The organism is Neoroseomonas oryzicola (genome assembly GCF_012163135.1).
Lineage (GTDB): Bacteria > Pseudomonadota > Alphaproteobacteria > Acetobacterales > Acetobacteraceae > Neoroseomonas > Neoroseomonas oryzicola.
On sequence record NZ_JAAVUP010000002.1, the window covers coordinates 296,792 to 319,473 of the forward strand.

General features: G+C 71.2%; 23 protein-coding genes and 2 pseudogenes. 17 read left to right on the top strand and 8 right to left on the bottom strand.

All coding sequences use genetic code 11. The features are described from left to right. Positions 1-40: 40 nt before the first annotated feature. Positions 41-679 (bottom strand): FMN-binding negative transcriptional regulator, encoded by a 639-nt coding sequence (locus GWK15_RS07930; RefSeq protein WP_168040752.1) that lies wholly within the window; start codon positions 677-679, stop codon positions 41-43. 81 nt (positions 680-760) lie between these two features. Here GWK15_RS07930 and GWK15_RS07935 point away from each other — a divergent pair, with 81 nt between their 5' ends. Next, positions 761-955, top strand: coding sequence for a DUF6494 family protein (locus GWK15_RS07935; RefSeq protein ID WP_168040753.1), 195 nt, complete (start codon positions 761-763; stop codon positions 953-955). A 7-nt stretch (positions 956-962) separates the two neighbouring features. Beyond that, the gene (locus GWK15_RS07940) at positions 963-2,417 is read left to right on the top strand and encodes an amidase (protein WP_168040754.1); all 1,455 of its coding nucleotides are present in this window, start codon (positions 963-965) and stop codon (positions 2,415-2,417) included. A 140-nt stretch (positions 2,418-2,557) separates the two neighbouring features. Here GWK15_RS07940 and GWK15_RS07945 read toward each other — a convergent pair whose 3' ends face one another. Then, a complete protein-coding gene (locus GWK15_RS07945; RefSeq protein ID WP_168040755.1) occupies positions 2,558-3,526 on the bottom strand; it encodes a tripartite tricarboxylate transporter substrate binding protein in 969 nt (322 codons plus the stop codon). Positions 3,527-3,634: 108 nt separating this feature from the next. Here GWK15_RS07945 and tsaB point away from each other — a divergent pair, with 108 nt between their 5' ends. Beyond that, positions 3,635-4,282: a tRNA (adenosine(37)-N6)-threonylcarbamoyltransferase complex dimerization subunit type 1 TsaB gene (tsaB, locus tag GWK15_RS07950; RefSeq protein ID WP_168040756.1), complete on the top strand. Its 648-nt coding sequence runs from the start codon at positions 3,635-3,637 to the stop codon at positions 4,280-4,282. A 2-nt stretch (positions 4,283-4,284) separates the two neighbouring features. Continuing rightward, positions 4,285-4,752 (top strand): GNAT family N-acetyltransferase, encoded by a 468-nt coding sequence (locus GWK15_RS07955; RefSeq protein ID WP_338147211.1) that lies wholly within the window; start codon positions 4,285-4,287, stop codon positions 4,750-4,752. On the opposite strand, the gene GWK15_RS07960 is transcribed toward GWK15_RS07955, so the two are convergent. Further along, positions 4,721-4,909: a sulfurtransferase TusA family protein gene (locus GWK15_RS07960; RefSeq protein WP_408891874.1), complete on the bottom strand. Its 189-nt coding sequence runs from the start codon at positions 4,907-4,909 to the stop codon at positions 4,721-4,723. The two genes, GWK15_RS07955 and GWK15_RS07960, sit on opposite strands and share 32 nt — an antisense overlap. A gap of 185 nt (positions 4,910-5,094) precedes the next feature. Here GWK15_RS07960 and GWK15_RS07965 point away from each other — a divergent pair, with 185 nt between their 5' ends. The 4 genes from GWK15_RS07965 (at position 5,095) to GWK15_RS07980 (ending at position 7,575) form a co-directional block, all read left to right on the top strand. Continuing rightward, positions 5,095-5,529 carry a MucR family transcriptional regulator gene (locus GWK15_RS07965; RefSeq protein ID WP_168040757.1) on the top strand — a complete coding sequence of 145 codons (435 nt, stop codon included), beginning with the start codon at positions 5,095-5,097 and terminating at the stop codon, positions 5,527-5,529. 101 nt (positions 5,530-5,630) lie between these two features. Further along, positions 5,631-6,125 carry a Fur family transcriptional regulator gene (locus GWK15_RS07970; protein WP_168040758.1) on the top strand — a complete coding sequence of 165 codons (495 nt, stop codon included), beginning with the start codon at positions 5,631-5,633 and terminating at the stop codon, positions 6,123-6,125. Further along, positions 6,092-6,928, top strand: coding sequence for a GNAT family N-acetyltransferase (locus GWK15_RS07975; protein WP_338147237.1), 837 nt, complete (start codon positions 6,092-6,094; stop codon positions 6,926-6,928). Before GWK15_RS07970 ends, GWK15_RS07975 begins: the two co-directional genes overlap by 34 nt. After that, a complete protein-coding gene (locus GWK15_RS07980; protein ID WP_168040760.1) occupies positions 6,928-7,575 on the top strand; it encodes a glutathione S-transferase family protein in 648 nt (215 codons plus the stop codon). Before GWK15_RS07975 ends, GWK15_RS07980 begins: the two co-directional genes overlap by 1 nt. A 94-nt stretch (positions 7,576-7,669) precedes the next feature. Here GWK15_RS07980 and GWK15_RS07985 read toward each other — a convergent pair whose 3' ends face one another. Next, the gene (locus GWK15_RS07985) at positions 7,670-8,644 is read right to left on the bottom strand and encodes a Bug family tripartite tricarboxylate transporter substrate binding protein (protein ID WP_168040761.1); all 975 of its coding nucleotides are present in this window, start codon (positions 8,642-8,644) and stop codon (positions 7,670-7,672) included. 105 nt (positions 8,645-8,749) lie between these two features. On the opposite strand from GWK15_RS07985, the gene GWK15_RS07990 reads away from it, so the two are divergent. Further along, positions 8,750-9,784, top strand: coding sequence for an NAD/NADP octopine/nopaline dehydrogenase family protein (locus tag GWK15_RS07990; RefSeq protein WP_168040762.1), 1,035 nt, complete (start codon positions 8,750-8,752; stop codon positions 9,782-9,784). On the opposite strand, the gene GWK15_RS07995 is transcribed toward GWK15_RS07990, so the two are convergent. Further along, positions 9,771-10,736 (bottom strand): Bug family tripartite tricarboxylate transporter substrate binding protein, encoded by a 966-nt coding sequence (locus GWK15_RS07995; RefSeq protein ID WP_168040763.1) that lies wholly within the window; start codon positions 10,734-10,736, stop codon positions 9,771-9,773. The genes GWK15_RS07990 and GWK15_RS07995 overlap by 14 nt on opposite strands. Before the next feature lie 171 nt (positions 10,737-10,907). On the opposite strand from GWK15_RS07995, the gene GWK15_RS08000 reads away from it, so the two are divergent. The 7 genes from GWK15_RS08000 (at position 10,908) to GWK15_RS08030 (ending at position 18,166) form a co-directional block, all read left to right on the top strand. Then, the gene (locus GWK15_RS08000; RefSeq protein ID WP_245211502.1) at positions 10,908-11,798 is read left to right on the top strand and encodes a lysophospholipid acyltransferase family protein; all 891 of its coding nucleotides are present in this window, start codon (positions 10,908-10,910) and stop codon (positions 11,796-11,798) included. Positions 11,799-12,006: 208 nt separating this feature from the next. Next, positions 12,007-13,386 (top strand): tRNA (N6-isopentenyl adenosine(37)-C2)-methylthiotransferase MiaB, encoded by a 1,380-nt coding sequence (miaB, locus tag GWK15_RS08005; protein WP_168040765.1) that lies wholly within the window; start codon positions 12,007-12,009, stop codon positions 13,384-13,386. Next, complete coding sequence (locus GWK15_RS08010) at positions 13,383-14,432, top strand: PhoH family protein (protein WP_168040766.1); 1,050 nt, start codon at positions 13,383-13,385, stop codon at positions 14,430-14,432. The genes miaB and GWK15_RS08010 overlap by 4 nt, the downstream gene beginning before the upstream one ends. A gap of 76 nt (positions 14,433-14,508) precedes the next feature. Further along, the gene (ybeY, locus tag GWK15_RS08015; RefSeq protein WP_338147212.1) at positions 14,509-14,943 is read left to right on the top strand and encodes an rRNA maturation RNase YbeY; all 435 of its coding nucleotides are present in this window, start codon (positions 14,509-14,511) and stop codon (positions 14,941-14,943) included. After that, the gene (locus GWK15_RS08020) at positions 14,940-15,833 is read left to right on the top strand and encodes a hemolysin family protein (RefSeq protein WP_168040768.1); all 894 of its coding nucleotides are present in this window, start codon (positions 14,940-14,942) and stop codon (positions 15,831-15,833) included. The genes ybeY and GWK15_RS08020 overlap by 4 nt, the downstream gene beginning before the upstream one ends. 168 nt (positions 15,834-16,001) lie before the next feature. Further along, entirely contained in the window at positions 16,002-17,540 is a 1,539-nt protein-coding gene (lnt, locus tag GWK15_RS08025) for an apolipoprotein N-acyltransferase (protein ID WP_168040769.1), read from the top strand. A gap of 170 nt (positions 17,541-17,710) precedes the next feature. Further along, positions 17,711-18,166: a helix-turn-helix domain-containing protein gene (locus GWK15_RS08030; protein ID WP_168040770.1), complete on the top strand. Its 456-nt coding sequence runs from the start codon at positions 17,711-17,713 to the stop codon at positions 18,164-18,166. 15 nt (positions 18,167-18,181) lie between these two features. Here the strand turns inward: GWK15_RS08030 and GWK15_RS08035 are convergent, their stop codons facing one another. The 3 genes and pseudogenes from GWK15_RS08035 to secA form a co-directional block, all read right to left on the bottom strand. Next, a complete protein-coding gene (locus GWK15_RS08035) occupies positions 18,182-18,643 on the bottom strand; it encodes a hypothetical protein (protein ID WP_168040771.1) in 462 nt (153 codons plus the stop codon). Beyond that, positions 18,640-18,750 (bottom strand): annotated as a pseudogene (locus GWK15_RS26735) (SEC-C metal-binding domain-containing protein); the annotation flags it as partial. The gene GWK15_RS08035 and the pseudogene GWK15_RS26735, both read right to left, overlap by 4 nt. 173 nt (positions 18,751-18,923) lie before the next feature. Further along, a pseudogene (gene secA, locus GWK15_RS08040) lies at positions 18,924-21,381 on the bottom strand (preprotein translocase subunit SecA); the annotation flags it as partial. 342 nt (positions 21,382-21,723) lie between these two features. Here secA and GWK15_RS08045 point away from each other — a divergent pair. Continuing rightward, complete coding sequence (locus GWK15_RS08045) at positions 21,724-22,656, top strand: peptidylprolyl isomerase (protein ID WP_168040773.1); 933 nt, start codon at positions 21,724-21,726, stop codon at positions 22,654-22,656. Positions 22,657-22,682 lie beyond the last annotated feature (26 nt).

Consider the following 22,682-nt stretch of genomic DNA (forward strand, 5'->3'; position numbering starts at 1 on the left):
TGAATCTTGGCCGACATTGTCGGCGCGCCGCGGCGCGCTGTCACGACCCCGCGCGCATCGCCTCGGCCACCGCGCGGTCGGCGGCGTCCTCGCTCGCGGCCAGGCCCGCCACGACGCCGGCGCGGTCCGGCTCCGGCCGGTTCTGGCTGAGCTTGCGCTTGCCGATCAGCGTCTCGATGCGCAGCGCGATGCCGACGATGCCGCGGAGCTGGCTCGCGACGAAGCTCTCGGGCGCATCCGTCACCGCCCAGGGATCGGCGCGCGGCGCCTCGTGCCGGTCGGTCAGGCGCGAGACGACGGCGTGCAGTCGTTCTGCATCCTCGAACACCTCGACCGGGCCGATGGCATGCACGGCGACGTAGTTCCAGGTCGGCACCACGCGGCCATGTTCCTGCTTCGACGCATAGTGCGACGGCGAGACATAGGCCTCCGGCCCCTGGAAGATCGCCCGCGCGGCGCCGGCGGCGGCGAGGCCCTTCCACTGCGGGTTCGCCTTCGCGACATGGCCGTAGAGCGTGCCGTGCGGACCTTCCTCGGGCACCAGGAACAGCGGCAGGTGCGTCGCCTCCGGCACCCCGCCATCCGCGGCGGCGGACACGATCAGCGCCAGGCGCGCCGCGCGCATGATCTCCCGCAGAACCTCGGGGCGGTCCTCACGGAAGGCGGGCGGGTTGTACATGGCGCGATGCTCCTTTCGGGTGCAGGCTAGCCGCGTGCCGGCCCCGCCGGGAACCGGCGCGGGCCGCGGAGGAGACATGCCATGGACGAGGATCGTTTCAACATGGAACTGCGGAAGTTCCTCAAGCAGGTGGGCGTCACCTCCCAGCGCGAGATCGAGCGCGTGGCGCGCGAGGGTGCCGGCAAGGGCAAGTCGCTGCGGCTGCGCATGTCGCTGACCTCGCCCGATGCCCCGGGCCTGCAGCATGTCGTGGAAGCCGAGATCCCGTTGGACTGACCGCCTCATGCCGAACGAACTGATCCGCCTCACGGCGCGCGAGGCGGTCGCGCGGTTGCGCGCGAAGGACATCACGCCGCTCGAGATGATCGACGCCGCCGCCGCGCGCATCGCCGAGGTCGAGCCCGCGGTGAACGCGCTGCCGACGCTCTGCCTCGACCGCGCGCGCGACCACGCGAAGGCCCTGATGCGCGGCGCGCGGCGCGAGGCGGAGGGCGAGCCCGGCTGGCTCGCCGGCCTGCCCGTCGCGATCAAGGACCTCACCGAAGTCGCCGGCGTGCGCACCACCTTCGGCAGCCCGATCTTCGCCGATCACGTCCCGGACCGCAGCCACCCGATCGTCGAGCGCATCGAGCGCAAGGGCGGGGTGGTCATCGCGAAGTCGAACACGCCCGAATTCGGCGCCGGCGGATCGACCTTCAACGAGGTGTTCGGCCGCACGCGCAACCCGTGGAACACCTCGCTCACCTGTGGCGGGTCGACCGGCGGCGGCGCGGTGGCGCTGGCGACGGGCGAGGTCTGGCTCGCCCATGGCTCCGACCATGGCGGATCGCTGCGCCGGCCGGCGACCTACTGTTCCGTCGTCGGCCTGCGTCCCTCGCCCGGGCGCGTGACGCGCGGCGCGCAGGAGGACCTCTGGTCGCCGCTCTCGGTCCAGGGGCCGATGGCGCGCAACATCCCCGACCTAGCGCTGTTCCTCGACACAATGGCGGGCTGGGACATTGACGATCCGATGACCTACGACGCGCCGGCGCGCTCCTACGCCGACGCCGTCGCGGCCGCCGAGCGCGAGAAGCCCCTGCGCATCGCCTTCACGACCGATTTCGGCGGCGCGCTGCCGATGGACTGCGAGATGCACGAGATCTGCGCGCGGGAAGTTCGCCGCTTCGAGAGCCTCGGCATCGCCGTCGAGGAGGTGCATCCCGACCTCGGCGCGTTGAACGAGGCCTTCCTCGTCCTGCGCAGCCAGCATTTCGTGGTGGACCGGGAGGAATTGCTCGCGACGAAGCGCGACAAGCTGAAGCCCGACATCATCTGGCAGACCGAACGCGGCCTCGCCGAGACGCCGTCCCGCCTTGCCTGGGCCGAGCATGAGCGCGCGCGCTTCTTCCGCGCCATGCGTGACATCTTCGCGACCTGCGACGTGCTGGTCACGCCCGGCGCCTCGACGCCGGCCTTCGATGTGATGCTGCGCGCGCCGGAGAAGATCGCGGGCCAGGTGCTCGACAACTACATGGGCGGGTCGCTGATCAACGCCTTCGCGACGATGGCGAGCTGCCCCGCCGTCGCGGTGCCCTGCGGCTTCGACCAGTACGGACGGCCGGTCGGGCTGCAGGTGGTCGCACCGCCGCGGCGGGATGCCAGGGCGCTGCAGGTCGCGGCGCTGTTCGAGCAACTGACCGGCCTCGACAGGATGCTGCCGGTCGATCCGAAGCCGGGTGTGGTGCCGCCGTACGAATGAAGGTCGGGGGAGGAGAACCTCCCCCGAACCCCCCTCCCTTCTTTTGTCACTTGGTGCCGCCCACGGCGGTCAGTCCCCAAATTCCAAAGAAGGTTGAGGGGGGCACGGGGGGAGAAGTTCCCTTCTCCCCCCGTTCTTCCTCACTGCGGCTGAATCCCCGCGGCCCGCGCCGCCGCCCCCCACTTCTCCATCTCCGCCTGCACGAAGGCCCGCATCTCGTCCGGCGAGTTCGACACGATCTCGGCCCCCAGCGTCTTGTGCCGGTCGACCACAGTCGCGTTCTGCAGCGCCGCCCGGATGTCGGTGTTGAGCTTCGCCAGCACCGGCGCCGGCAGGTTGGCCGGCGCGATGATCATCCCCCAGGTCGAGGCCTCGAAGCCCGGCAGGAAGGCTTCGCCGATCGTCGGCACGTCCGGCAACTGCGCGCTGCGTCGCGCGCCCGTCGTCGCGATGGCCTTGAGTGCGCCCGACTGGATATGGGGCAGGGCGGCGGGGACCGTGTCGAACATGATGTTCACGCGGTTGGCCATGAGGTCCGGATGCGCCTGAGTGGACCCGCGATAGGGCACGTATTCCAGCGTGATCCCCGTCCGCTGCGCGAACAGCACCGGGGCCAGGCGCACCACGCCCCCGGTGCCGGCGAAGGTCACGCCCGGATTACGCTTGGCGTAGTCGACCAGTTCCGCCGGTGTGTTCGGCGCGAAGGCGCGCGGCGCGCAGAGCACCAGCGGCGTCGAGGTCGTCTGCGTGACGAAGGTGAAGTCGCGCATCGTGTCGAAGGGCAGGCGATAGAAGGCCGCGTTCACCGGATGCCCGACCGACACCAGGCCGAGCGTGTAGCCATCGGCCGGGCTGCGGGCGACGGCCTCGGTGCCGATGACGCCGTCCGCGCCGGCGCGGTTCTCGACCGGCACTGGCTGGCCCCAGGCGGTGGCCAGCGGGTCGGACAGCAGCCGCGCCGTGATGTCCGACACGCCGCCCGGCGTGTAGGGCACGATGATGCGGACGGCGCGGCTCGGCCAGGCGGCCTGCGCGCGCGCCCGGCCGGCGGCGATCAGCCCGGGCAGGGCAAGCGAAGCGGCGCCGAGGCCGCGGCGGGTGATGGACATGGTGTTTCCTTCCTCCCGGGGCTTCTCGGGCCCGGCGCCGGGCATCCTGACCGTTGCGGCGGCGGCGGTCCATTCCGCGGCGTCCGAAACGGGCGTAAAGCCTTGCGAATGAGGATCCTGGCCATCGAGGGCGCGCTCGCCCGCTGCTCCGCCGCCGTGCTGGCGGATGGCGAGATCGTCGCGAGCGCCATGGAGGACGCCGCGCGCGGTCATCCGTCCCTGCTGCCGTCGATGGCGCAGGCGGTGCTGGCGCGGGCCGGGCTGCGGGCGACGGCACTCGATGCGGTCGCGGTCGGCGTGGGGCCGGGAGGGTTCACCGGGCTGCGCGCGGCCATCGCCCTGGCCGAGGGCATCGCGCGCGGCGCCGGGATCCCGCTGGTTGGCGTGACGACCGGCGAGGCGCTCGCCGCCGCGCTGCCTGGCGACGGCCGCGTGGTGTGGGCCGCGGTCGACAACCGCCGCGGCCGCGTCGTGCTGGAATGCTTCGCCGCCGGGACGGCCGTGCCGCGCGCGCCGCTGGTCGCGCCGCTGGACGACCTGCCGCGCGTGGACGGGCCCGTGCTGGTGCTCGGCGACGCCGCTGTCGCGGTCGCCGAGATCCTGGCCGCGCGCGGCGCGACGGTCGAAGCCCGTCCTGGCCTGCCGGAGGCCGCCGCCGTTGCGCGTGTCGCTGCCCGGCGCCTGGCGGGTGCCCTGCCGCCGCGGGATGGCACGCCTATCTATGCGGAACCGCCGGCGGTCAGGGCGCCGGCCTGACCGTGGCCGTCATCCGCCCGGCCGGCGCGGCGATGGCCGACCTGCTCGCCACCCTGCATGCCGAGGCCTTCCCGCCGGCCGAACGCTGGACGGCGCAGGCGATGGGCCTGCTGCTCGGTCTGTCCGGGCATTTCGGGCTGTTCGCCGAATCGGATGGGGAACCTCTGGGTTTCGCGCTCGGCCGCGCCGCGGCCGGCGAGGCCGAGGTGATCACGATCGGCGTCCGACCCTCGGCCCGCCGCGCCGGCGCCGGCCGCGCGCTGATGGAGGCCCTGATGGCGGAAGCCGCGTCCCGCGGTGCGGAGGCGTTGTTCCTCGAGGTCTCGGAGGCGAACGGGCCGGCGCGGGGCCTGTATGCGGCGCTCGGCGCCGTCGAAGTCGGCCGGCGGCGCCGCTATTACCCCGATGGCACCGATGCGCTGGTCCTGCGGCTCGACATTACATCTTGCGGCGCAGCAAAAGCCGAGTAATTCCCGAGGCTTCGTCATTCTGGGCAAGAACCGTGTGGCCCTGCTCGGCCGCGGTCCGGGGCACGTTGCGGCGCGGCTCCTCACCCTTCATTACGACCTCCAGCACCGCGCCCGGCGGCAGCCGGTCGAGTGCCAGGCGGACATGTACGAAGGTCATCGGGCAAGTCTCACCGGTGATATCCAGGTGTGAATCCGGTTGAATTTCTTGCGAGGAACACATCCCGCCGGGGGATTTCACCGATTTAATCCTTTCACGAGGCTTTCATTCGACCCATCTACATTGCGGCTTTCGGGGCGGGTCGCTAGAACCGTTTCGCCTAACGATAACAGGGGGCTGAAATCGTGGCAGACGCGAATCCGAATGCGGAGCTTCTCGGGCTCACCGCCCAGATTGTCTCTGCGCATGTTTCCCACAACCCGGTTCCGGCGACCGAATTGCCCGGGCTGATCCAGGAGGTGTTCCGCACGCTGTCCGGCGTCGGCTCCGCCCCGGCGCCCGAGCCCGAGCGGCCGCAGCCTGCGGTGCCGATCAAGAAGTCCATCACCCCGGGCTACCTGATCTGCCTCGAGGACGGGAAGAAGCTGAAGATGCTCAAGCGGCATCTGAAGACCGCCTACAACCTCACGCCCGAGCAGTACCGCGAACGCTGGGGCCTTCCGGCGGACTACCCGATGGTCGCGCCGGACTATGCGAAGCACCGTTCGTCCCTGGCCAAGAAGATCGGCCTCGGCACCACGCCGCGCGCCCGCGAGAAGGGCCGGGGCAAGGGCGGCTGACCACGCCCGGCATGCGGGAGTGGCCGCGCGGCGCGGGGGGCAGTATGGTCCGCGCCCGCGCCGGTTCCGGCGCCTGAGCGACCGAGGACCCTGACGCCCGCATGGAGAGCCGCATCCGCCCACGCGCGGCCAATACCGATCCGCCGCCGTCCCGAATCGAGCGGCTCTGCATCGAGCGTGGTCTCAAGATGACGGGGCAGCGCCGGCTGATCGCGCGCGTCCTCAGTGAGGCGGAAGACCATCCGGACGTCGAGGATGTGTACCGGCGCGCGCTTGCGCTCGACAGCAAGGTCTCGATCGCGACCGTCTACCGCACCGTCCGTCTGCTGGAGGAGAACGGCATCCTCGAGCGTCGGGACTTCGGCGGCGGGCGGGCACGCTACGACCCGGCCGACCGCGGCCATCACCACCACCTGATCGACGTCGACAGCGGCAAGGTGATCGAGTTCGCCGACGAGGAGTTCGAGGCCCTGGCCCGCGCCATGGCGCGCCGCCTGGGCTTCGACCTGGTCGGCCAGCGGCTCGAGCTCTTCGGCCGCAAGGTCGAGGCCGAGCCCACCCGATCCGGCGGACGCAGCAAGGCACGCTCCTCGTGAACGACAGCGATCCCGGCTTCGGGGAACTGAGAGCGGGCAATCTCGGCGTGCGGCTCGCGGTCAGCGATGCCGAGGTCGACGCAGTCCAGGCCCTGCGCTACCGCGTCTTCTACGAGGAAATGGGCGCGCATGCCGATGCGGAAACCGCATCTTCCCGCCGCGACCGGGACGAGTTCGACGCGGTCGCCGACCACCTGGTGGTGGTCGACCACGATCGCGGCGAGGGGCCCGAATCGGTCATCGGCTGCTACCGCCTGATCCGCCGCCATGCCGCGGCGCGGCTGGGGCGCTGGTATTCGGCGGCGGAATACGACATCTCCCGCATCGTCGCCTTCGACGGCGAGATCCTGGAATGCGGCCGGTCCTGCGTCGATGCGGACTACCGGACGCGCGGGTCCATGCAGCTGCTCTGGGGCGGCATCGCGGCCTACATCTTCAAGCACGAGGTCGGCATCCTGTTCGGCTGCGCCTCGCTGCCGGGCACCGACCTCGACGCGCTGGCCGACCAGCTCACCTATCTCGCCTCGAACCACATGGCGCCGGAGGCGATCCGGCCCCGCGCCCTGCCCGAACGCTATGTCGAGATGATCCGCAAGGACCCCGCCTCGATCGACGTGAAGCGGACGCTGATCGACCTGCCGCCGCTGGTGAAGGGCTATCTCCGACTGGGTGGCTTCGTCGGCGACGGGGCCGTGCTGGACCACCAGTTCAACACCACCGACGTCGCCGTGCTGGTGAAGACCGACCAGGTGACGGACAAGTACTACAAGCATTTCGAGCGCAAGGTCGGCGGGCGGGACTGATGCTCACGCTGTGGGGCCGCCGCAGCTCCTTCAACGTGCAGAAGGTGGCCTGGCTGCTCGGTGAGCTCGGCCTGCCGCATCGTCACATCGAGGCCGGCGGCGCGCATGGGGGCCTCGACACGCCCGAATTCCGGCGGATGAACCCTCACCGCAAGGTTCCGGTCATCGAGGAGGACGGGCATGTCGTGTGGGAATCCCACGCCATCCTGCGCTACCTCGCCGCGCGTCACGGCGCGCCGCGCTTCTGGAACGACGATCCACGCATCCGCTCCGAGGCCGATCGCTGGATCGACTGGTCCGCGACCAGCCTGCAGCCGGATTTCCTCAACGGCGTCTTCTGGGGCTGGTACCGCACGCCCGAGGCGCAGCGCGACCTGGCGGCGGTGAACCGGATGATCGCGAACTGCGACGGCTACATGGCGCTGCTGAACGAGGTGCTGGCGACGCGGCCCTTCCTCGGTGGCGATGAACTGTCGCTGGCGGATATCCCGGCCGGGACGGCGCTCTATCGGTGGTTCACCCTCGAGATCCCGCGCGCGCCGGCGCCGCATGTCGAGGCCTGGTATGCGCGGCTGCAGGATCGGCCGGCCTATCGGTCGGCGGTGATGGTCCCGTATGGGGAACTGCGCGGGCGGCTCGCGTTCTGACCAGAAGGACGGGGGGAGAAGAGAACTTCTCCCCCCGAACCCCCCTCAACCTTCTTTGGAAACAGGATCGGGGGAGGTTCTCCTCCCCCGACCTTCAATCCACGCGCGCCCCGCTCGCCCGCACGATCTCGGCATGGCGCCGGATCTCGACCGCGAGGAACTCCGCCGCCCGCTGCCGTGTCCCGCCCCACAGCGCGAGCCCCGCGCCCTGCAGCCGCTGCTTCGCCTCGGGGTCGGCGAGCGCCTCGTTCACCACCGCGTTCATGCGGTCGATGATCGGCCCCGGCGTCCCCTTCGGCGCCAGCACCATGAACCAGGTGCCGAAGGTCAGTCCCGCCATGCCGAGTTCCGCCGTCGTCGGAACATCCGGCAGCTGCGGCGCGCGCTGTTCGTCCAGCAGCGCGAGCGGGATGACCTCGCCCGCGCGCACCTGCGGCAGCGCGCCGGTCACCAGGTTGAACATCGCCTGGATGCGGTTCGACAGAAGGTCCGTCACCGCCGGCGCCGGCCCGGAATACGGGACATGCTGCATCTCGGTGCCCGTCATCTGGCGATAGAGCTCGCCGGCGAGGTGCATCGAGGACCCGTTGCCCGTCGATCCGAAGTTGATCTTGCCGGGATTGGCGCGGGCATAGGCGGTGAACTCCGCCAGCGTCCGCGGGCCGAGCTGCCGGTTCACCACCAGGATGTTCGGCACGTTGCCGACCAGCACGACGGGATCGAAGTCGCGCACCGGGTCGAAGGGCAATTCGCGATAGAGCGCCGGATTGGTCGCCAGCGTCCCCGCCCAGCCCCAGAGGAAGGTGTAGCCATCCGCCGGGCTGCGCGCGGCGGTCGCTGCGCCGACATTGCCGTTGGCCCCGGCGCGGTTCTCCACCACCACGCGCTGCGGCAGGCGCTTGTCGAGTTCCTGCGCCAGGATGCGCGCGACCGTGTCGGCGGTGCCGGCCCCGCCCAATGTCGGCACGATGAGCCGCACCGGCTTGTCCGGCCAGGCCCCCTGGGCATGGAGTGGCAGCGGCGCGAGGGCGGCAAGCCCGCTGGCGAGCAAGGTGCGGCGATGCGTCATGGCGGCAGGGTCCCGGTTCTGCTGCGGCCAGCCTAGCAGCGTGCGCCCGCTTGCACAGCGCGCGCGAGCGGCCCCAGGGTCGGCGCGGAACGGAGGACCACCATCATGCGCATCGCGATTCTCGGCGCCGGCGCCATCGGCCCGGCCTCGGCGGCCCTGGCCGCGAGCCGCGGGCATCAGGCGGCGATCTGGTCGCCTTCCGGCGCGGGCACGCGCGGCCTGGGCGATACGCTGCATGCCGAAGGCGTGCTCGAAGGCGCTTTCCCGGTGACGGTCGCGGCGACGCTGGCAGACGCCTTCTCCGGCGCCGACGCCGCCATGCTGGCGGTGCCGACCTACGCGCTGCCCGGCCTGTTGCCACGTATCGCGGAAGCGATCCCGCGCGACCTGCCGCTGATGATCACGCCCGCGGCCTCGCTCGCGCCGCTCGCCTTCGCACGGCTGCGCGGGCCGGGCGCGCCCGTGGGCGCCATGGCGACGACGCCGGTCACCGGCCGGCGCACCGCGCCCGACCGCGTGCGCGTCGCGGCCATCCGCGCCGAGATCGAGATGGGCGCGGTTCCCGGCCCTGCCGCGCCGGAACTCGCAGCGATGGCGGAAGCGCTGTTCGGCAATCGCTGGCCCACCGTGCCCGATGCGCTCGCCGCCGCGCTGATCAACACCAACCCGATCGCCCATGCCGCGCTGGCGCTCGGCAACGTCACGCGTATCGAGAAGCGCGAATCCTGGGGCCAGTACGGGCTCATGACCGAGGCGGTGTGCCGGCTGATGGAGGACCTCGCCGCCGAGCGCGACGCGCTCGCCGCGCGCTTCGGCCATGCGCCGCCGAGCCTCGCCTGGTCGCTGCACCGGACGAACGGCGTGCCGCTCGGCCCGCTGCACGAGATGACCGCGGCGATCGAGCAGGGGCGGGGCGTGATCGCCGGCCCGACGGAGATGAGCACGCGCTACGTCACCGAGGACGTGCCCTATGGCCTCGCCTTCTACCTCGCCGTCGCCGGGGCGATCGGGCTCGACATGCCGGTCACGGCGGCGACGGTCCGCGTGGTCGAATCGCTGTGGGGGAGGGACCTGCGCGACAACCCGCTGATCGCGGGCCTCGACCTGTCCGACCTCCCCGCCGCGCTCAGTCGAGGCTGATGTTGAGCGGCGCGACGACGCGCTGCCAGCGCGCCAGGTCGTCCTGCATCAGCGTCGCGAAGGCCGCGGCGCTGCCCGAAGCGGGCGTCGCGCCCAGGCCCTCGAGCCGCTCGCGCAGCGAAGCCTCGGCCATGGCGCGGGTGAAGGCATCGGTCCAATAGGCCATCGCCGCGGGCGGCGTCCCGGCGCGGAGCGCGAGGCCGGTCCAGATGCTTGCGGTGAAGCCCGGAACGGCGGCCTCGGTCAGGGTCGGCACGTCGGGCAGGCTCGGGAAGCGCTGCGCCCCGGTCGTCGCCACCACCTTGAGCGCGCCGCCCGAGAAGCCCAGCACGGACGGCACTGAGACGAACATCAGCGCGATCCGTCCGGCGAGCAGGTCGTTGAAGGCCGCCGCCGCGCCGCGATAGGGCACGTGCTCGACATTCAGCCGTTCCCGCGCCTTGAGGTCCTCCATGATGAGGTGCGTGTTGGTGCCGATCCCGGTCGACGCATAGGAGAGCGGGTCCCGCGCCGCGCGGGCATAGGCGATCAGCGCCGGCGCATCGGCGACCGGCAGGTTCGGCGCGGCGAGCAGCGCGACGGGGCTGTCCGTCACCTGCATCAGCGGCGCGAGGTCTGCCTGCGGGTCATAGGGCATGCGCCGCCCGATCGCCTTCGGGATGGTGGTCTGCCCGGCGGTGGCGAGCAGGATCGACAGCCCGTCCGCGGGGCCGCGGGCGACCGCCTCGCCCCCGAGGATCCCGCCGGCGCCGGCGCGGTTCTCGACCACCATCTGCTGGCCGGTCACCGCCTGGATCGCCTGGGCGAAGAGCCGGCCGAGCACGTCCTGCGATCCGCCGGGGGCGAAGGGCACCACCAGCCGCGCCGGACGGTCCGGCGTCCAGCCGCCCTGGGCCTGGGCGATGGCGGGCAGGGCAAGCGTGCCGAGCAGGGCGCGGCGGCGGATCGTCATGCGGGGCTACTCCGGTGTCCGGGTCATGCTGGTCCGGGCGGCGTGCCCGGGCAACGGGGAACGCCTTGCAGAGGCTTCATGCCATTGCAGCGAAGCCTTCATTGCTCCGCCACGATCCGCGCGCTACCTCCGCAGTCCATGGAAGCCGTCATCCGATCGACCGAAGAGGCCTTGAGGCCGCGCCGCCTGCGCCGCGCCAGCCCGCTGCGCTTCCAGCCCTGGCTGCCCGGCGCGGCCTGGGGCGACGTGATGGACACGCGCCCGATTGGCGGGCGCTTCCGCGCGGTCCGGCGCATCACGACGGCGGTCATCTGGACCATCCTCGCCATCCCGGTGCAGTCGGTGCTGATCCGCCTGCCAGGCCGCGCCAAGATCTCCTTCGCGCGCACCTATCACGCCGTGCTGTGCCGGCTGATCGGGATGAAGGTGCAGGTGGTGGGCTCGCTGTCGGGCGTGCCGTCGACGCTGTACGTCTCGAACCATTCCTCCTGGCTCGACATCCTCGTGCTGGGCAGCGTCATCGACGCCGCCTTCGTCTCCAAGGCCGAGGTCGGCCAGTGGCCGGGCGCCGGGACCGTGGCGCGGCTGGGCCGGACGATCTTCGTCAGCCGCAAGCGCAACCACACGGGGCGCGAGGCGGAGGAGATCCAGCAACGCCTCGCCACCGGGGACAACGTCATCCTGTTCCCGGAAGGGACCTCGAACGACGGCACGCGGGTGCTGCCCTTCCGGTCCTCCTTCCTCGCCGTGGCGCAGAACGCGCAGCGGGTGCAGCCGGTGTCGATCGTCTATGACCGGCTGGGCGGCCTGCCGGCCTGCCGGCGCGACCGGCCGCTGTTCGCCTGGTACGGGGACATGGACATCGCCTCCCATTTCTGGCGCATCGCGCGCCGGCCGGGGGCGCGGGCGACCGTCCTGCTGCACGAACCCGCGGATCCCGCCACCTTCCCCGACCGCAAGTCCCTGACCGCGGCGGCGAGCGAGGTGGTGGCCGAGGGCGCGGCTCTGCTGCGCCAGAACCGGCCGGTCGAACCGCTGCGACTGCGCCCGCCGGGCGCCTGACCGCCGGCATGGCGGCGTGGGCTGCGGGCAACACCTCTGCACCCGCGGACTCGCGATGCTTGACCCGGCGCGGAGCGGACGTTCAGGCTTTCGAACATGTTGATTCGCTCCGCGCCCGAGGTCGCTTGACCCGCGCCGTCCAGGTGCGCATCTCCCCCGCCTGCCTTCGCCGCGACCAGCGCGGCGGGGCCGGCGGAGCCTGACCCGAATGACCGATACCCCCGCGCCCCGGAAGCGCCTGCTGATCCGCACCTGGGGCTGCCAGATGAACGTCTATGACAGCGCCCGCATGGCGGACGTCCTGGCTCCGCTCGGCTATGCGCCCACCGAGCAGGTGGAGGAGGCCGACATGGTCATCCTCAACACCTGCCACATCCGGGAAAAGGCGACGGAGAAAGTGTTCTCCGACCTGGGCCGCCTGCGCGAGGCAAAGCAGGCCAAGGGCGGGGAGATGGTGATCGCGGTCGCCGGTTGCGTCGCCCAGGCCGAGGGTGCGGAGATCACCGCCCGCGCGCCCTGGGTCGACCTGGTGCTCGGCCCGCAATCCTACCACCGCCTGCCGGAGATGGTCGCCCGCGCCGCCCGCGCCGCCGGCGCGGTGATCGAGACCGAGTTCCCCACCGAGGACAAGTTCGACCACCTGCCCGAGACGACGGCGCCACAGGGGGCGACGGCCTTCCTCACGATCCAGGAAGGCTGCGACAAGTTCTGTTCCTTCTGCGTCGTGCCCTATACGCGCGGGTCGGAATATTCCCGCCCCGTGGCCGCCATCGTCGCGGAGGCCGAACGGCTCGTCTCGCTGGGCGCGCGGGAAATCACCCTGCTCGGCCAGAACGTGAATGCCTGGCACGGGGAGGGGCCGGACGGCCGCGCCTGGACGCTCGGGCGGCTTGCGCGGCGGCTGGCGGAGATCGAGGGCCTGGTGCGAATCCGCTACACCACGTCCCACCCGCGCGACATGGATGACGACCTGATCGCCGCCCATGGCGACACGCCGGCGCTGATGCCGTTCCTGCACCTGCCGGTGCAGTCGGGCTCCGACCGGGTGCTCAGGATGATGAACCGCGGGCACACGGCCGCCGACTACCTGCGCCTGGTCGAGCGCCTGCGCGCGGCGCGGCCGGACCTCGCCCTGTCCACCGACATCATCGCCGGCCATCCCGGCGAGAGCGACGCCGACCACGCCGCGACGCTCGCGCTGATCCGCGAGGTCGGCTTCGCCCAGGCCTTCTCCTTCAAGTATTCCGCACGCCCCGGCACCCCGGCCTCGACCATGGCGGGGCAGGTGGACGAAGCGGTGAAGGATGCCCGCCTCGCCGAGGTCCAGGCCCTGCTGCGCGACCAGCAGACCGCCTTCAACCGCTCCCGCGCCGGGATGCTGGCCGAGGTGCTGGTGACCGGCCCCGGCCGCCATCCCGGCCAGATGGCCGGCCGCACCCCCTGGCTGAACCCGGTGCATTTCGACGGGCCCGCCGATCTCATCGGGCAGGTCGTGCCGGTGCGGATCCTCGCCGGGCATCCCAATTCCCTCACAGGGGCGCTCGCCGCGCCCCGCAACGCCGAGCCAGGGGAGAGACCCGCCGCTTGACCGCCACGCACAGCATCGCCCTCCGCGCCACGGATCCCCGCAGCCCGATCGAGCAACGCTCCGTCACGCTGCAGTTCGACGACAACGTCCTCCTGCCTCTGCTCCACGGCGAGCATGACCGGCACCTGGCGCGGATCGAGCAGGTGCTCGGCGTCAGGCTGTTCTCCAGGGGCAACCGCATCGCCATCTCAGGCGGGGCGGAACGGACCGAGATGGCGGAGGCGGCGCTGCTGGCGCTGTGGAAACGGCTGGAGCAGGGACAGCATGTGGGAACGGCGGAAGTGGAAGCGGCGGTGAGACTGGCCGAGGGCGGCGCCGAGCAGGGCGAACCCCGCCTGCCGCTGCGCGACCTGCCGGCCATCCGCACCCGCAAGGGCGCGATCGCGCCGCGTTCGGCGGCCCAGGGCGCCTATATCGAGATGCTGGCAACCCATGAGATGGTCTTCGGCGTCGGCCCGGCGGGCACCGGCAAGACCTACCTCGCGGTCGCGCAGGGGGTCGCCCTGCTGCAGACCGGGCGGGTCGACCGCATCGTGCTGTCCCGCCCCGCGGTCGAGGCCGGGGAACGGCTCGGCTTCCTGCCGGGCGACATGAAGGAGAAGGTCGATCCCTATCTCCGCCCCCTCTATGACGCGCTGAACGACATGCTGCCGCCCGAACAGGTGGCCAAGCGCATCGAGCGCGGCGAGATCGAGATCGCCCCGCTCGCCTTCATGCGCGGGCGGACGCTCGCCCATTGCTACGCCATCCTGGACGAGGCCCAGAACACCACCCCCGCCCAGATGAAGATGTTCCTCACCCGCATGGGGGAGGGGTCGCGCATGGTCATCACCGGCGACCCCACCCAGGTGGACCTGCCCTCCGGCCAGCCCTCCGGCCTGATCGAGGCGCTGCGCATCCTCGAAGGCGTCAACGGGATCGGTGTCACGAGATTCGCCGAGCGGGATGTGGTAAGGCATCCCCTGGTGGCCCGGATCGTCGCCGCCTATGGGCGGTCGGACGAGCAGTCCCGGGCGAAGAAGGAGAGGTATGGAACCGGGAAGTAGCCGTCCCGGCCGCGATCGTATTTCCGACGATCAGGCTGGGCTTCGGAACGGGTCGACGGAGATCGCCGATATCTCCGTGATCCTGGCGGCGCCGGGCTGGCGCGCCGCCGTCAAGCGGCCGGAGGCGCTCGCGCGCCGGGCCGCAGAGGCCGCCCTGCGCGAGGCAGGGGCCTCCGGCGCCATCACAGTGCTGCTGACCGACGACAGCGAGGTGAAGCGGCTGAACAGCCAGCACCGCGCCAAGGTCAAGCCGACCAACGTGCTGTCCTTCCCCGCCGGCGTGCCGGGCCAGCTCGGCGACGTCGCGCTCGCCCTCGGCGTCGTCCGGCGCGAGGCGCGGGAGGCCGGGCGCAAGACCGCGGCGCATCTCGCCCACCTGGTCGCGCATGGCGCCCTGCACCTCGCGGGGCACGACCACATCCTCGCCGGCGAGGCCCGCCGCATGGAACGCGCCGAGGCGCGCATCATGCGCCGCCTCGGCCTGCCCAACCCGTGGCGGGGGGTATCATGAGCGACCTCTCGGGCAAGCCAGGCCTGTTCTGGAAGCTGCAAGGCCTGCTTCGCCGCAAGGAGGCGGAATCCGTCCGCAACCGCGTCGGCGAGCTGATCGAGCGCGGCGAGGACCATCGCCCCGACGACATCGGCGACGACAGCGACCTCGACACCCATGAGCGCGCGCTGCTGTCCAACGTGCTGCGCCTGCAGGGCACCACCGCCTACGACATCATGGTGCCGCGCGCGGACATCACCGCCATGCCCGAGGACTACACCCTCGAGCAGGCGATCCACTTCATCCAGAAGGACGGGCACAGCCGCTACCCGGTCTATCGCGAGAGCCTCGACGACATCGTCGGTATGGTCCACATCAAGGACGTCTTCGCGGCGGTCGGGAAGTCCGGGCCCTTCGACCTGAAGGCGATCCTCCGCAAGCCGCTGTTCGTCGTTCCCTCCATCCCGGTGCTCGACCTGCTGCTGCAGATGCGCCAGCAGCGCATGCACATGGCCCTGGTGGTCGACGAATACGGCGGCATCGACGGCCTCATCACCATCGAGGACCTGGTCGAGACGATCGTCGGCGACATTTCGGACGAGCACGACGAGGACGCCGCGCCGCAGATGACCGAACGGCCGGACGGGACGATCGAACTCGACGCCCGCATGCCGATCGCGGCCTTCGAGGCGCACCTCGGCCCCGTGCTGACCGACGAGGAACGCGCCGCCGACATCGACACGGTGGGCGGCCTGGTCTTCACCCTCGCGGGCCGCGTGCCGGCGAAGGGGGAGCTCGTTTCCCACCCCTCGGGGCTCGAATTCCGCATCCTCGACGCCGACCCGCGCCGGATCCGCCGGCTGCGGGTGCGACGGCCGGGAACGACGCCACAGCGGGCGGCGGCCGAGTAGGCGAGGGGTGCGTCTGAGGGGCGACGGGCGTCGCAGGGGGGCTTTGCCCCCCTGCACCCCCCACCAAAGGCCCTTCGGCCTTTGGCGGGTGGGTCCGGGAGGGCAGAGCCCTCCCGCCGCCGCCCTTCCCCTTTCCGGCCCAGCCTTCGCCGACTAGGACCATCGCGCATGTGGGATCGTTTTCTCGGCCATCTCGCCGGCCGGCGGGGTTGGCGGGCCGTGGTCACGGCGGCCGGGCTGGGTGTCCTGGCGGCCTTGGCCTTGCCGCCGGTGCATGCCGTGCCGGTGCTGTTGCTGGCCATCCCCGGCCTGCTCGCGATGGTGGGTGCTGCGCCGAGCGGCCGCCGCGCCTTCTGGGTCGGCTTCGCCTGGGGCTGGGGGTTCTTCGCGGCGGGTCTCTATTGGGTGACCTACGCCATCCTGACCGAGGTGGAGCGCTTCTGGTGGCTGGTGCCGATCGCGGTGCCGGCCATGGCCCTGCCGCTGGCGCTGTTCGTGGCCGGGCCGGCGGCGCTCGCCTGGCGGGTGCGGGAGGGCTGGCCGCGGGTGCTGGTCTTCGCCGGCGCCTGGGTCGGGTTCGAGATGCTGCGCGGCTGGGTCTTCACGGGTTTCCCGTGGAACCTGATCGGTTCGGTCTGGGCCTTCGGGGCGCTGCCGGTGCAGGCCGCGGCCTGGATCGGCGTGTATGGGCTGTCGCTCGTGACGGTGCTACTGGCCGCCACGCCCCTTCTGGGGCGGCGCGCGATGCTGGGCGGGGTCGCGGCGATCGGGCTTTTCGGGGCCTTCGGCGTCGCGCGGCTGTGGCCGGCCGAACCGCCGCCGCAGCCCGTCGGGCTGCTGATCGTCCAGGGGAACGTCGCGCAGGAACTGAAATGGCGGGCCGACCAGCGCGTCTCGATCCTGCGCCGTTACATCGAGACGACGCGGGAGGCGGCGCTCGCCGCCCTGCGCGAACTGCCCGAGGGCGATCGCCTGGTGGTGATCTGGCCTGAGACGGCCGTGCCCTTCCTGCTGGTGGACGACCCGGAGGTGCGGGCGCTGGTCGCGGGGGCGCTTCCGCAGCGGGCCATGCTGCTCTCGGGCACGGTGCGGGGGGAATTCGGTCCGGATGGCCGTCCGCGCCGCCTGTTCAACAGCCTGGTTGCGATCGACCCGGCGGGGCAGGTGCAGGCGGTGTCGGACAAGGTCACGCTGGTGCCCTTCGGCGAATACATGCCGTTTTCCGGATGGCTGCCGATCCGCATCGTCCAGGGCGGCATGGATTTCTCGTCCGGGGCGGCGCTCACCACGCAGCGCGCCGGCTGGGTGCCGCCTTTCGGTGCCCTGATTTGTTATGAAGTGATCTTTCCCGCAGCGGTTGTGCCCGCGGATAGGCCATCGTGGCTGGTGAACGTGACCAACGATGCCTGGTTTGGGATCTCGGCGGGTCCGTGGCAGCATCTGGCCGCCGCACGGTTGCGTGCAGTGGAGGAAGGTCTGCCACTTGCGCGTGCGGCCCAGACGGGTGTTTCGGCTGTCTTCGATGCGCGGGGGCGGGAGGTGGCCCGGACGGGGCTGGGTGAGACGGGCGTGCTGATGGCGCCGTTGCCCGCGGCGGGCGAACCGACCCCCTTCGCGCGGTTGGGGCTCCTGCTGCCGGGCGTGTTGGCCGGCGTGGTATTCGCCTTGGGGTGGTGGAGAGGTGCGAGGAAAGCGCGTTCCGGCTGAAAACCGGAGCGCCCGGCGACGGGCGGATTGTCTAAAAATTAGGGATTGAGAAAAAGAGTTGACGAAAAGTGAATTCCCTCTTATCGGAAGAGGCGCGCAGGGGATGACTGCACGCATCCGTGGCGCAGGGCGGGAGGCGGGCGGTGGAAATTCGTGGCGCGGAGGAGCGGATGGCGAGCGACGGCGGTCTGGATCGGGCTGAGAGGGAACACCGGGCGAGCCCGATCGACGTGCATGTCGGTTCCCGCGTTCGGCTCCGGCGCACGCTTCTCGGCATGAGCCAGGAAAAGCTCGGCGAAGCGCTCGGCCTGACCTTCCAGCAGATCCAGAAGTATGAGCGCGGCGTGAACCGTATCGGTGCCAGCCGCCTGTTCGATCTCGCCCGCGTGCTCGACGTGCCGATCGGCTTCTTCTTCGACGACATGTCGCCCGAGCTCGGCGGCAACGCCGCCAACCGGTCGCGCGCCGCCGCCTTCGGCTTCGCCGAGGGGCAGGACGGCTTCGAGGACGACACGCTGCACCGCCGCGAGACGCTGGAACTGGTGCGTGCCTATTACCGCATCACCGACCCGTCGGTGCGCAAGCGCGTCTTCGACCTGATCAAGACGCTGTCCCCGACGGAATGATGCTGCCCGCGGCGCTCAGGTGCCGCGGCTGCAGTGCAGCATGATCACCGGCTGACCCGGCGTCTGGTCGAGGTTGATCTCGTCCGGCCGGTCCCAGGTGACCGATTCCGTCCCCGTCGCCGGATCCTGGCCGCGATCGGTCGGCTGACCGAAATTGCGGATCAGCCGCGCCCGCAGCGCGGCCGCCTGCGCCCCGTCACCGCGCGCCGAGACGCAGACCAACCCCCCGTTCCGCGCATCGAAGGCGAGGGCGACCGTCAGGCGCAGCGCGCCCGACCGGAATTCCCCACCCACGCGGTATTCCATCCGCGCGGATGGCACGGGCCGCCGTTCCTGCGGCGGCAGCAGGCGCAGCTGCCCGCGCGAGGCCGCGATCACCTGCTGCTCGGTCATGCCCCAGCGGGTGAATTCCCAATGCGCCTCGGCCGGCCAGGCCAGCAGCGCGAGCGCCGCGGCGAGCCCCGCCCGACGCATCACGCCCGCCCGTGGCAGGCCTTGTACTTCTTGCCCGAACCGCAGGGGCAGGGCGCGTTGCGCGGCGTGCGGTGCCAGGTGCCTGGATCGTTCGGATCCACGCCGTCGGCCATCGGCCGCGGCGCGGCGCTGCCGATCGACATCGGCACCTGTTCGTAGGTCGTGCCGTTGCCCGCCATCTCGAGCTCCGCGGCGGCCATCGCCGGGTCCGGGTGGCGCATGTCGAGGAAGCCGATGCCGTCGGGCGAGGGCGGCGGCGCCTCGGGGCGCAGCTCGATGCGCAGCAGCAGGCTGGTCACGCGCTCGCGCAGGTCGACCAGCATCGCGTTGAACAGCGCGAAGGCTTCCGACTTGTACTCGTTCAGCGGGTCGCGCTGGCCATAGGCGCGCAGCCCGATGCCCTGGCGCAGGTGATCGAGCGCGAGCAGGTGTTCCTTCCACACCTGGTCGAAGACCTGCAGCAGCAGCGACTTCTCGACCTGGCGCATGATGTCCGGGCCGACATTCGCCGCGCGCGAGGCATAGGCGAGGTCGGTCGCCTCCTCGAGCCGCTCGCGCACGATGTCGTCGTCGATGCCTTCCTCGCGCGCCCATTCTGCGACCGGCACGTCGAGGTTCAGCACCTCCTGCACCTGGCGCTGCAGGGTCTCGAGGTCCCACTGCTCGGGATAGGCGTTCTCGGGGATGCAGCGGGAGATCAGCTCCGAGATGGTCTCGCGGCGCATCTCCTGGATCGTCTCGGCGACATCGTCGGCGATCATGAAGGCGCGGCGCTGGGAATACACTTCCTTGCGCTGGTCGTTCATGACGTCGTCGTACTTGAGAAGGTTCTTGCGCATGTCGAAGTTGCGCGCCTCGACCTTCTTCTGTGCCTTCTCAAGCGCCTTGTTGATCCAGGGATGGACGATCGCCTCGCCTTCCTTGAGGCCGAGCTTCTGCAGCATCCCGCCCATGCGGTCCGACCCGAAGATGCGCATCAGGTCGTCTTCGAGCGAGAGGAAGAAGCGTGAGGCGCCCGGGTCGCCCTGGCGGCCCGAACGGCCGCGCAGCTGGTTGTCGATGCGCCGCGATTCATGGCGCTCGGTGCCGATGACAAAAAGGCCGCCGGCCTCCTTCACCGCCGGGCGCAGCGCCTCGACCTCGGCCTTGTGCTTCGCGACCGCGGCCTCGTAGGCCTCGCCCTCATTCGTGCCGGCTTCCTGGCGCGCCAGCATCTCGTAGTTGCCGCCGAGCTGGATGTCGGTGCCGCGGCCGGCCATGTTGGTCGCGATCGTCACCGCGCCCGGGCGGCCGGCCTGGGCGACGATGCCGGCCTCCTGCTCGTGGTATCGGGCGTTGAGCACCTGGTGCGGGATCTTCTTCCGCTGCAGCAGGGAGGAGATCAGTTCCGACTTCTCGATGCTCGTCGTGCCGACCAGGCAGGGCTGGCCGCGGGTGCGGGCTTCGTCGATCAGCGCGGCGACGGCCTCGTACTTCTCGGCGGCCGAGAGATAGACCTCGTCATCCTCGTCCTTGCGCGCGACGGGGACGTTGGTCGGGATCTCCACGACCTCGAGCTTGTAGATCTCGGCGAATTCGTCGGCCTCGGTCGCCGCGGTGCCGGTCATGCCGGACAGCTTGGGATAGAGGCGGAAGTAGTTCTGGAAGGTGATGGACGCCAGCGTCTGGTTCTCGGGCTGGACGGTGACGTGCTCCTTGGCCTCGAGCGCCTGGTGCAGCCCATCCGAGTAGCGCCGGCCTTCCATCATGCGGCCGGTGAACTCGTCGATGATGACGATCTTGTCGTTGCGCACGACGTATTCGACGTCGCGCTTGAACAGCGTGTGCGCGCGCACCGACTGGTTGACGTGGTGCACCAGCGTGACGTTGTGGATGTCGTAGAGGTTGCCCTCGGTGAGCAGCCCCGACTCCTTCAGCATCTGCTCGATGCGCTCGCCGCCTTCCTCGGTCAGCGTGACGGTGCGCTGCTTCTCGTCCTTCTCGTAGACGGCAGCATCCTTCACCAGTTCCTTCACCACCTCGTCCACGCGGCGGTAGAGGTCGGAAGAATCCTCGGACGGGCCGGAGATGATGAGCGGCGTGCGCGCCTCGTCCACCAGGATGGAGTCCACCTCGTCGACGATGGCGTAGGCGAAGTCGCGCTGGACCATGTCGTCCAGCCGGTACTTCATGTTGTCGCGCAGGTAGTCGAAGCCGAATTCGTTGTTGGTCCCGTAGGTGATGTCGCAGGCATAGGCGTCGCGGCGTTCGTCGTCGGTCAGCCCATGAACGATCACGCCGACCGTCAGGCCGAGGAACTTGTAGAGCCGGCCCATCCATTCCGCGTCGCGGCGGGCGAGGTAGTCGTTCACCGTCACGACATGCACGCCCTTGGCCGGCAGGGCGTTGAGGTAGACGGGCAGGGTGGCGACCAGCGTCTTGCCTTCGCCGGTCTTCATCTCCGCGATCTTGCCGTCGTGCAGCACCATGCCGCCGATCATCTGCACGTCGAAGTGGCGAAGGCCGAGCACGCGGCGCGCCGCCTCGCGCACCGTCGCGAAGGCTTCCGGCAGGATGTCGTCGAGGTCCTCGCCCTTCGCGAGCCGCTCGCGGAACAGGACGGTCTGGTTCGCCAGCGCCTCGTCCGACAGCGCCTCGATCTTTGGCTCGAGCGCGTTGATGGCGGGCACGCGCCCCTGGTAGCGCTTCAGGGCGCGGTCGTTCGAGGTGCCGAAGATGGCGGCGGCGAGGCGGGCGAACATCGGGGGCTTCAGTCTCCGTCGGGCGGGCGGCCCGGTCGAGCGTGCCGCGAGGCGACACGGATTGCGCCGCACCCGGCCCGGTTCGGGCCGGCGGCGGCGCTGCCGAGGCACAGATAGGCGGGCGGGGAGGGCGGGTCAACGAACCGGGGCCGCCGCGGCGCCGATCCCTCCCGAAAACCCTTTCCCGCCCGATGCTTGCCGACGCTCCGGACCCGGTTTCCAAAGGCCTTTCGGCCTTTGCCGGGGCGGTCCGGCGGGCCGGTGCCCCTACGGACTCCGCCCTCGCCTTGTCCGACCCCCGCGCATCGGCCATCTTCCGCGGGTTCCCGCCCCCGAGGCCCCATGATTCTCCGCTCCCGCCCCGCGCTTCCCACCCGCGCGGGCCTTGCCCTCGTGCTCTGCCTGGCCGGCGCCGACGCCGTTCGCGCCCAGGCCCCGGCCCCGGCCACCCCGCCGGGGGACCCGGTCGTCGCGCGGGTGGATGGGGAGCCGATCCTGCTGTCCGACCTCGCCGCCGCGGCGCAGGACCTGCCTGAGGAACTGCGCGGCGCGCCGCCGCAGATGCTCTACCCGCTGATCCTCGACCAGATGATCGCCGGCCGGGCCGTGACCGCCGCGGCCCGCCGCGCCCGGCTCGACCAGGAGCCCGAGGTCCGCGCCCGCATCCGCCGCGCCGAGGAGCAGGAGCTCCAGCAGGCCTGGCTGTCGCGCGAGATCGCCTCCCGTGTCACCGATGCCGCGATCCGCGCCCGCTACGACCGCGACATCGCGAACCGCCCCGCCGAGGAGGAGGTCCGCGCCCGCCACATCCTGGTGCCGACCGAATCGGAGGCCCGCGCCGCGCTCGCCGAGATCCGTGGCGGCGCCGACTTCACCGCGGTCGCGCAGCGTCGTTCCTCCGGCCCCGGTGCGCGGGAAGGCGGCGACCTCGGCTTCTTCCGCCGCGGCGACATGGTGCCCGAATTCGCCGAGGCCGCCTTCGCCCTGCAGCCCGGCCAGGTGAGCGAGAACCCGGTCCGCTCCCCCTTCGGCTGGCATGTCATCAAGGTCGAGGAGCGCCGCCAGGCCGCCGCCCCGCGCTTCGAGGAAGTCGCCCAGGCGATCCGCCAGCAGCTTCTCGAGGCCGAGGTCCAGGCCGCGGTCGAGCGCGCCCGCGGGGCTGCGCAGGTGGAACGCTTCAACCTCGACGGGTCGGCGCCGCGTCCGACGGATACGGCCGAGCCGCCGGCCCCGGCCGCCCCGCCCGCCCGCCCCGGCGCGCCGATCCGGCGCTGATCAGACTCCAAGCAAGAACAGGGATA

Coding starts and splice junctions, on each gene's coding strand:
- GWK15_RS07985 (WP_168040761.1), bottom strand. CDS start 8,644: ATGACGCATCGCCGCACCTTGCTCGCCAGCGGGCTTGCCGCCCTCGCG.
- miaB (WP_168040765.1), top strand. CDS start 12,007: ATGACCGATACCCCCGCGCCCCGGAAGCGCCTGCTGATCCGCACCTGG.
- GWK15_RS07945 (WP_168040755.1), bottom strand. CDS start 3,526: ATGTCCATCACCCGCCGCGGCCTCGGCGCCGCTTCGCTTGCCCTGCCC.
- GWK15_RS08030 (WP_168040770.1), top strand. CDS start 17,711: ATGGCGAGCGACGGCGGTCTGGATCGGGCTGAGAGGGAACACCGGGCG.
- GWK15_RS08020 (WP_168040768.1), top strand. CDS start 14,940: ATGAGCGACCTCTCGGGCAAGCCAGGCCTGTTCTGGAAGCTGCAAGGC.
- GWK15_RS07990 (WP_168040762.1), top strand. CDS start 8,750: ATGCGCATCGCGATTCTCGGCGCCGGCGCCATCGGCCCGGCCTCGGCG.
- GWK15_RS07935 (WP_168040753.1), top strand. CDS start 761: ATGGACGAGGATCGTTTCAACATGGAACTGCGGAAGTTCCTCAAGCAG.
- GWK15_RS07960 (WP_408891874.1), bottom strand. CDS start 4,909: ATGACCTTCGTACATGTCCGCCTGGCACTCGACCGGCTGCCGCCGGGC.
- tsaB (WP_168040756.1), top strand. CDS start 3,635: ATGAGGATCCTGGCCATCGAGGGCGCGCTCGCCCGCTGCTCCGCCGCC.
- GWK15_RS08045 (WP_168040773.1), top strand. CDS start 21,724: ATGATTCTCCGCTCCCGCCCCGCGCTTCCCACCCGCGCGGGCCTTGCC.
- GWK15_RS07995 (WP_168040763.1), bottom strand. CDS start 10,736: ATGACGATCCGCCGCCGCGCCCTGCTCGGCACGCTTGCCCTGCCCGCC.
- GWK15_RS07930 (WP_168040752.1), bottom strand. CDS start 679: ATGTACAACCCGCCCGCCTTCCGTGAGGACCGCCCCGAGGTTCTGCGG.
- lnt (WP_168040769.1), top strand. CDS start 16,002: ATGTGGGATCGTTTTCTCGGCCATCTCGCCGGCCGGCGGGGTTGGCGG.
- GWK15_RS07940 (WP_168040754.1), top strand. CDS start 963: ATGCCGAACGAACTGATCCGCCTCACGGCGCGCGAGGCGGTCGCGCGG.
- GWK15_RS07980 (WP_168040760.1), top strand. CDS start 6,928: ATGCTCACGCTGTGGGGCCGCCGCAGCTCCTTCAACGTGCAGAAGGTG.
- GWK15_RS07970 (WP_168040758.1), top strand. CDS start 5,631: ATGGAGAGCCGCATCCGCCCACGCGCGGCCAATACCGATCCGCCGCCG.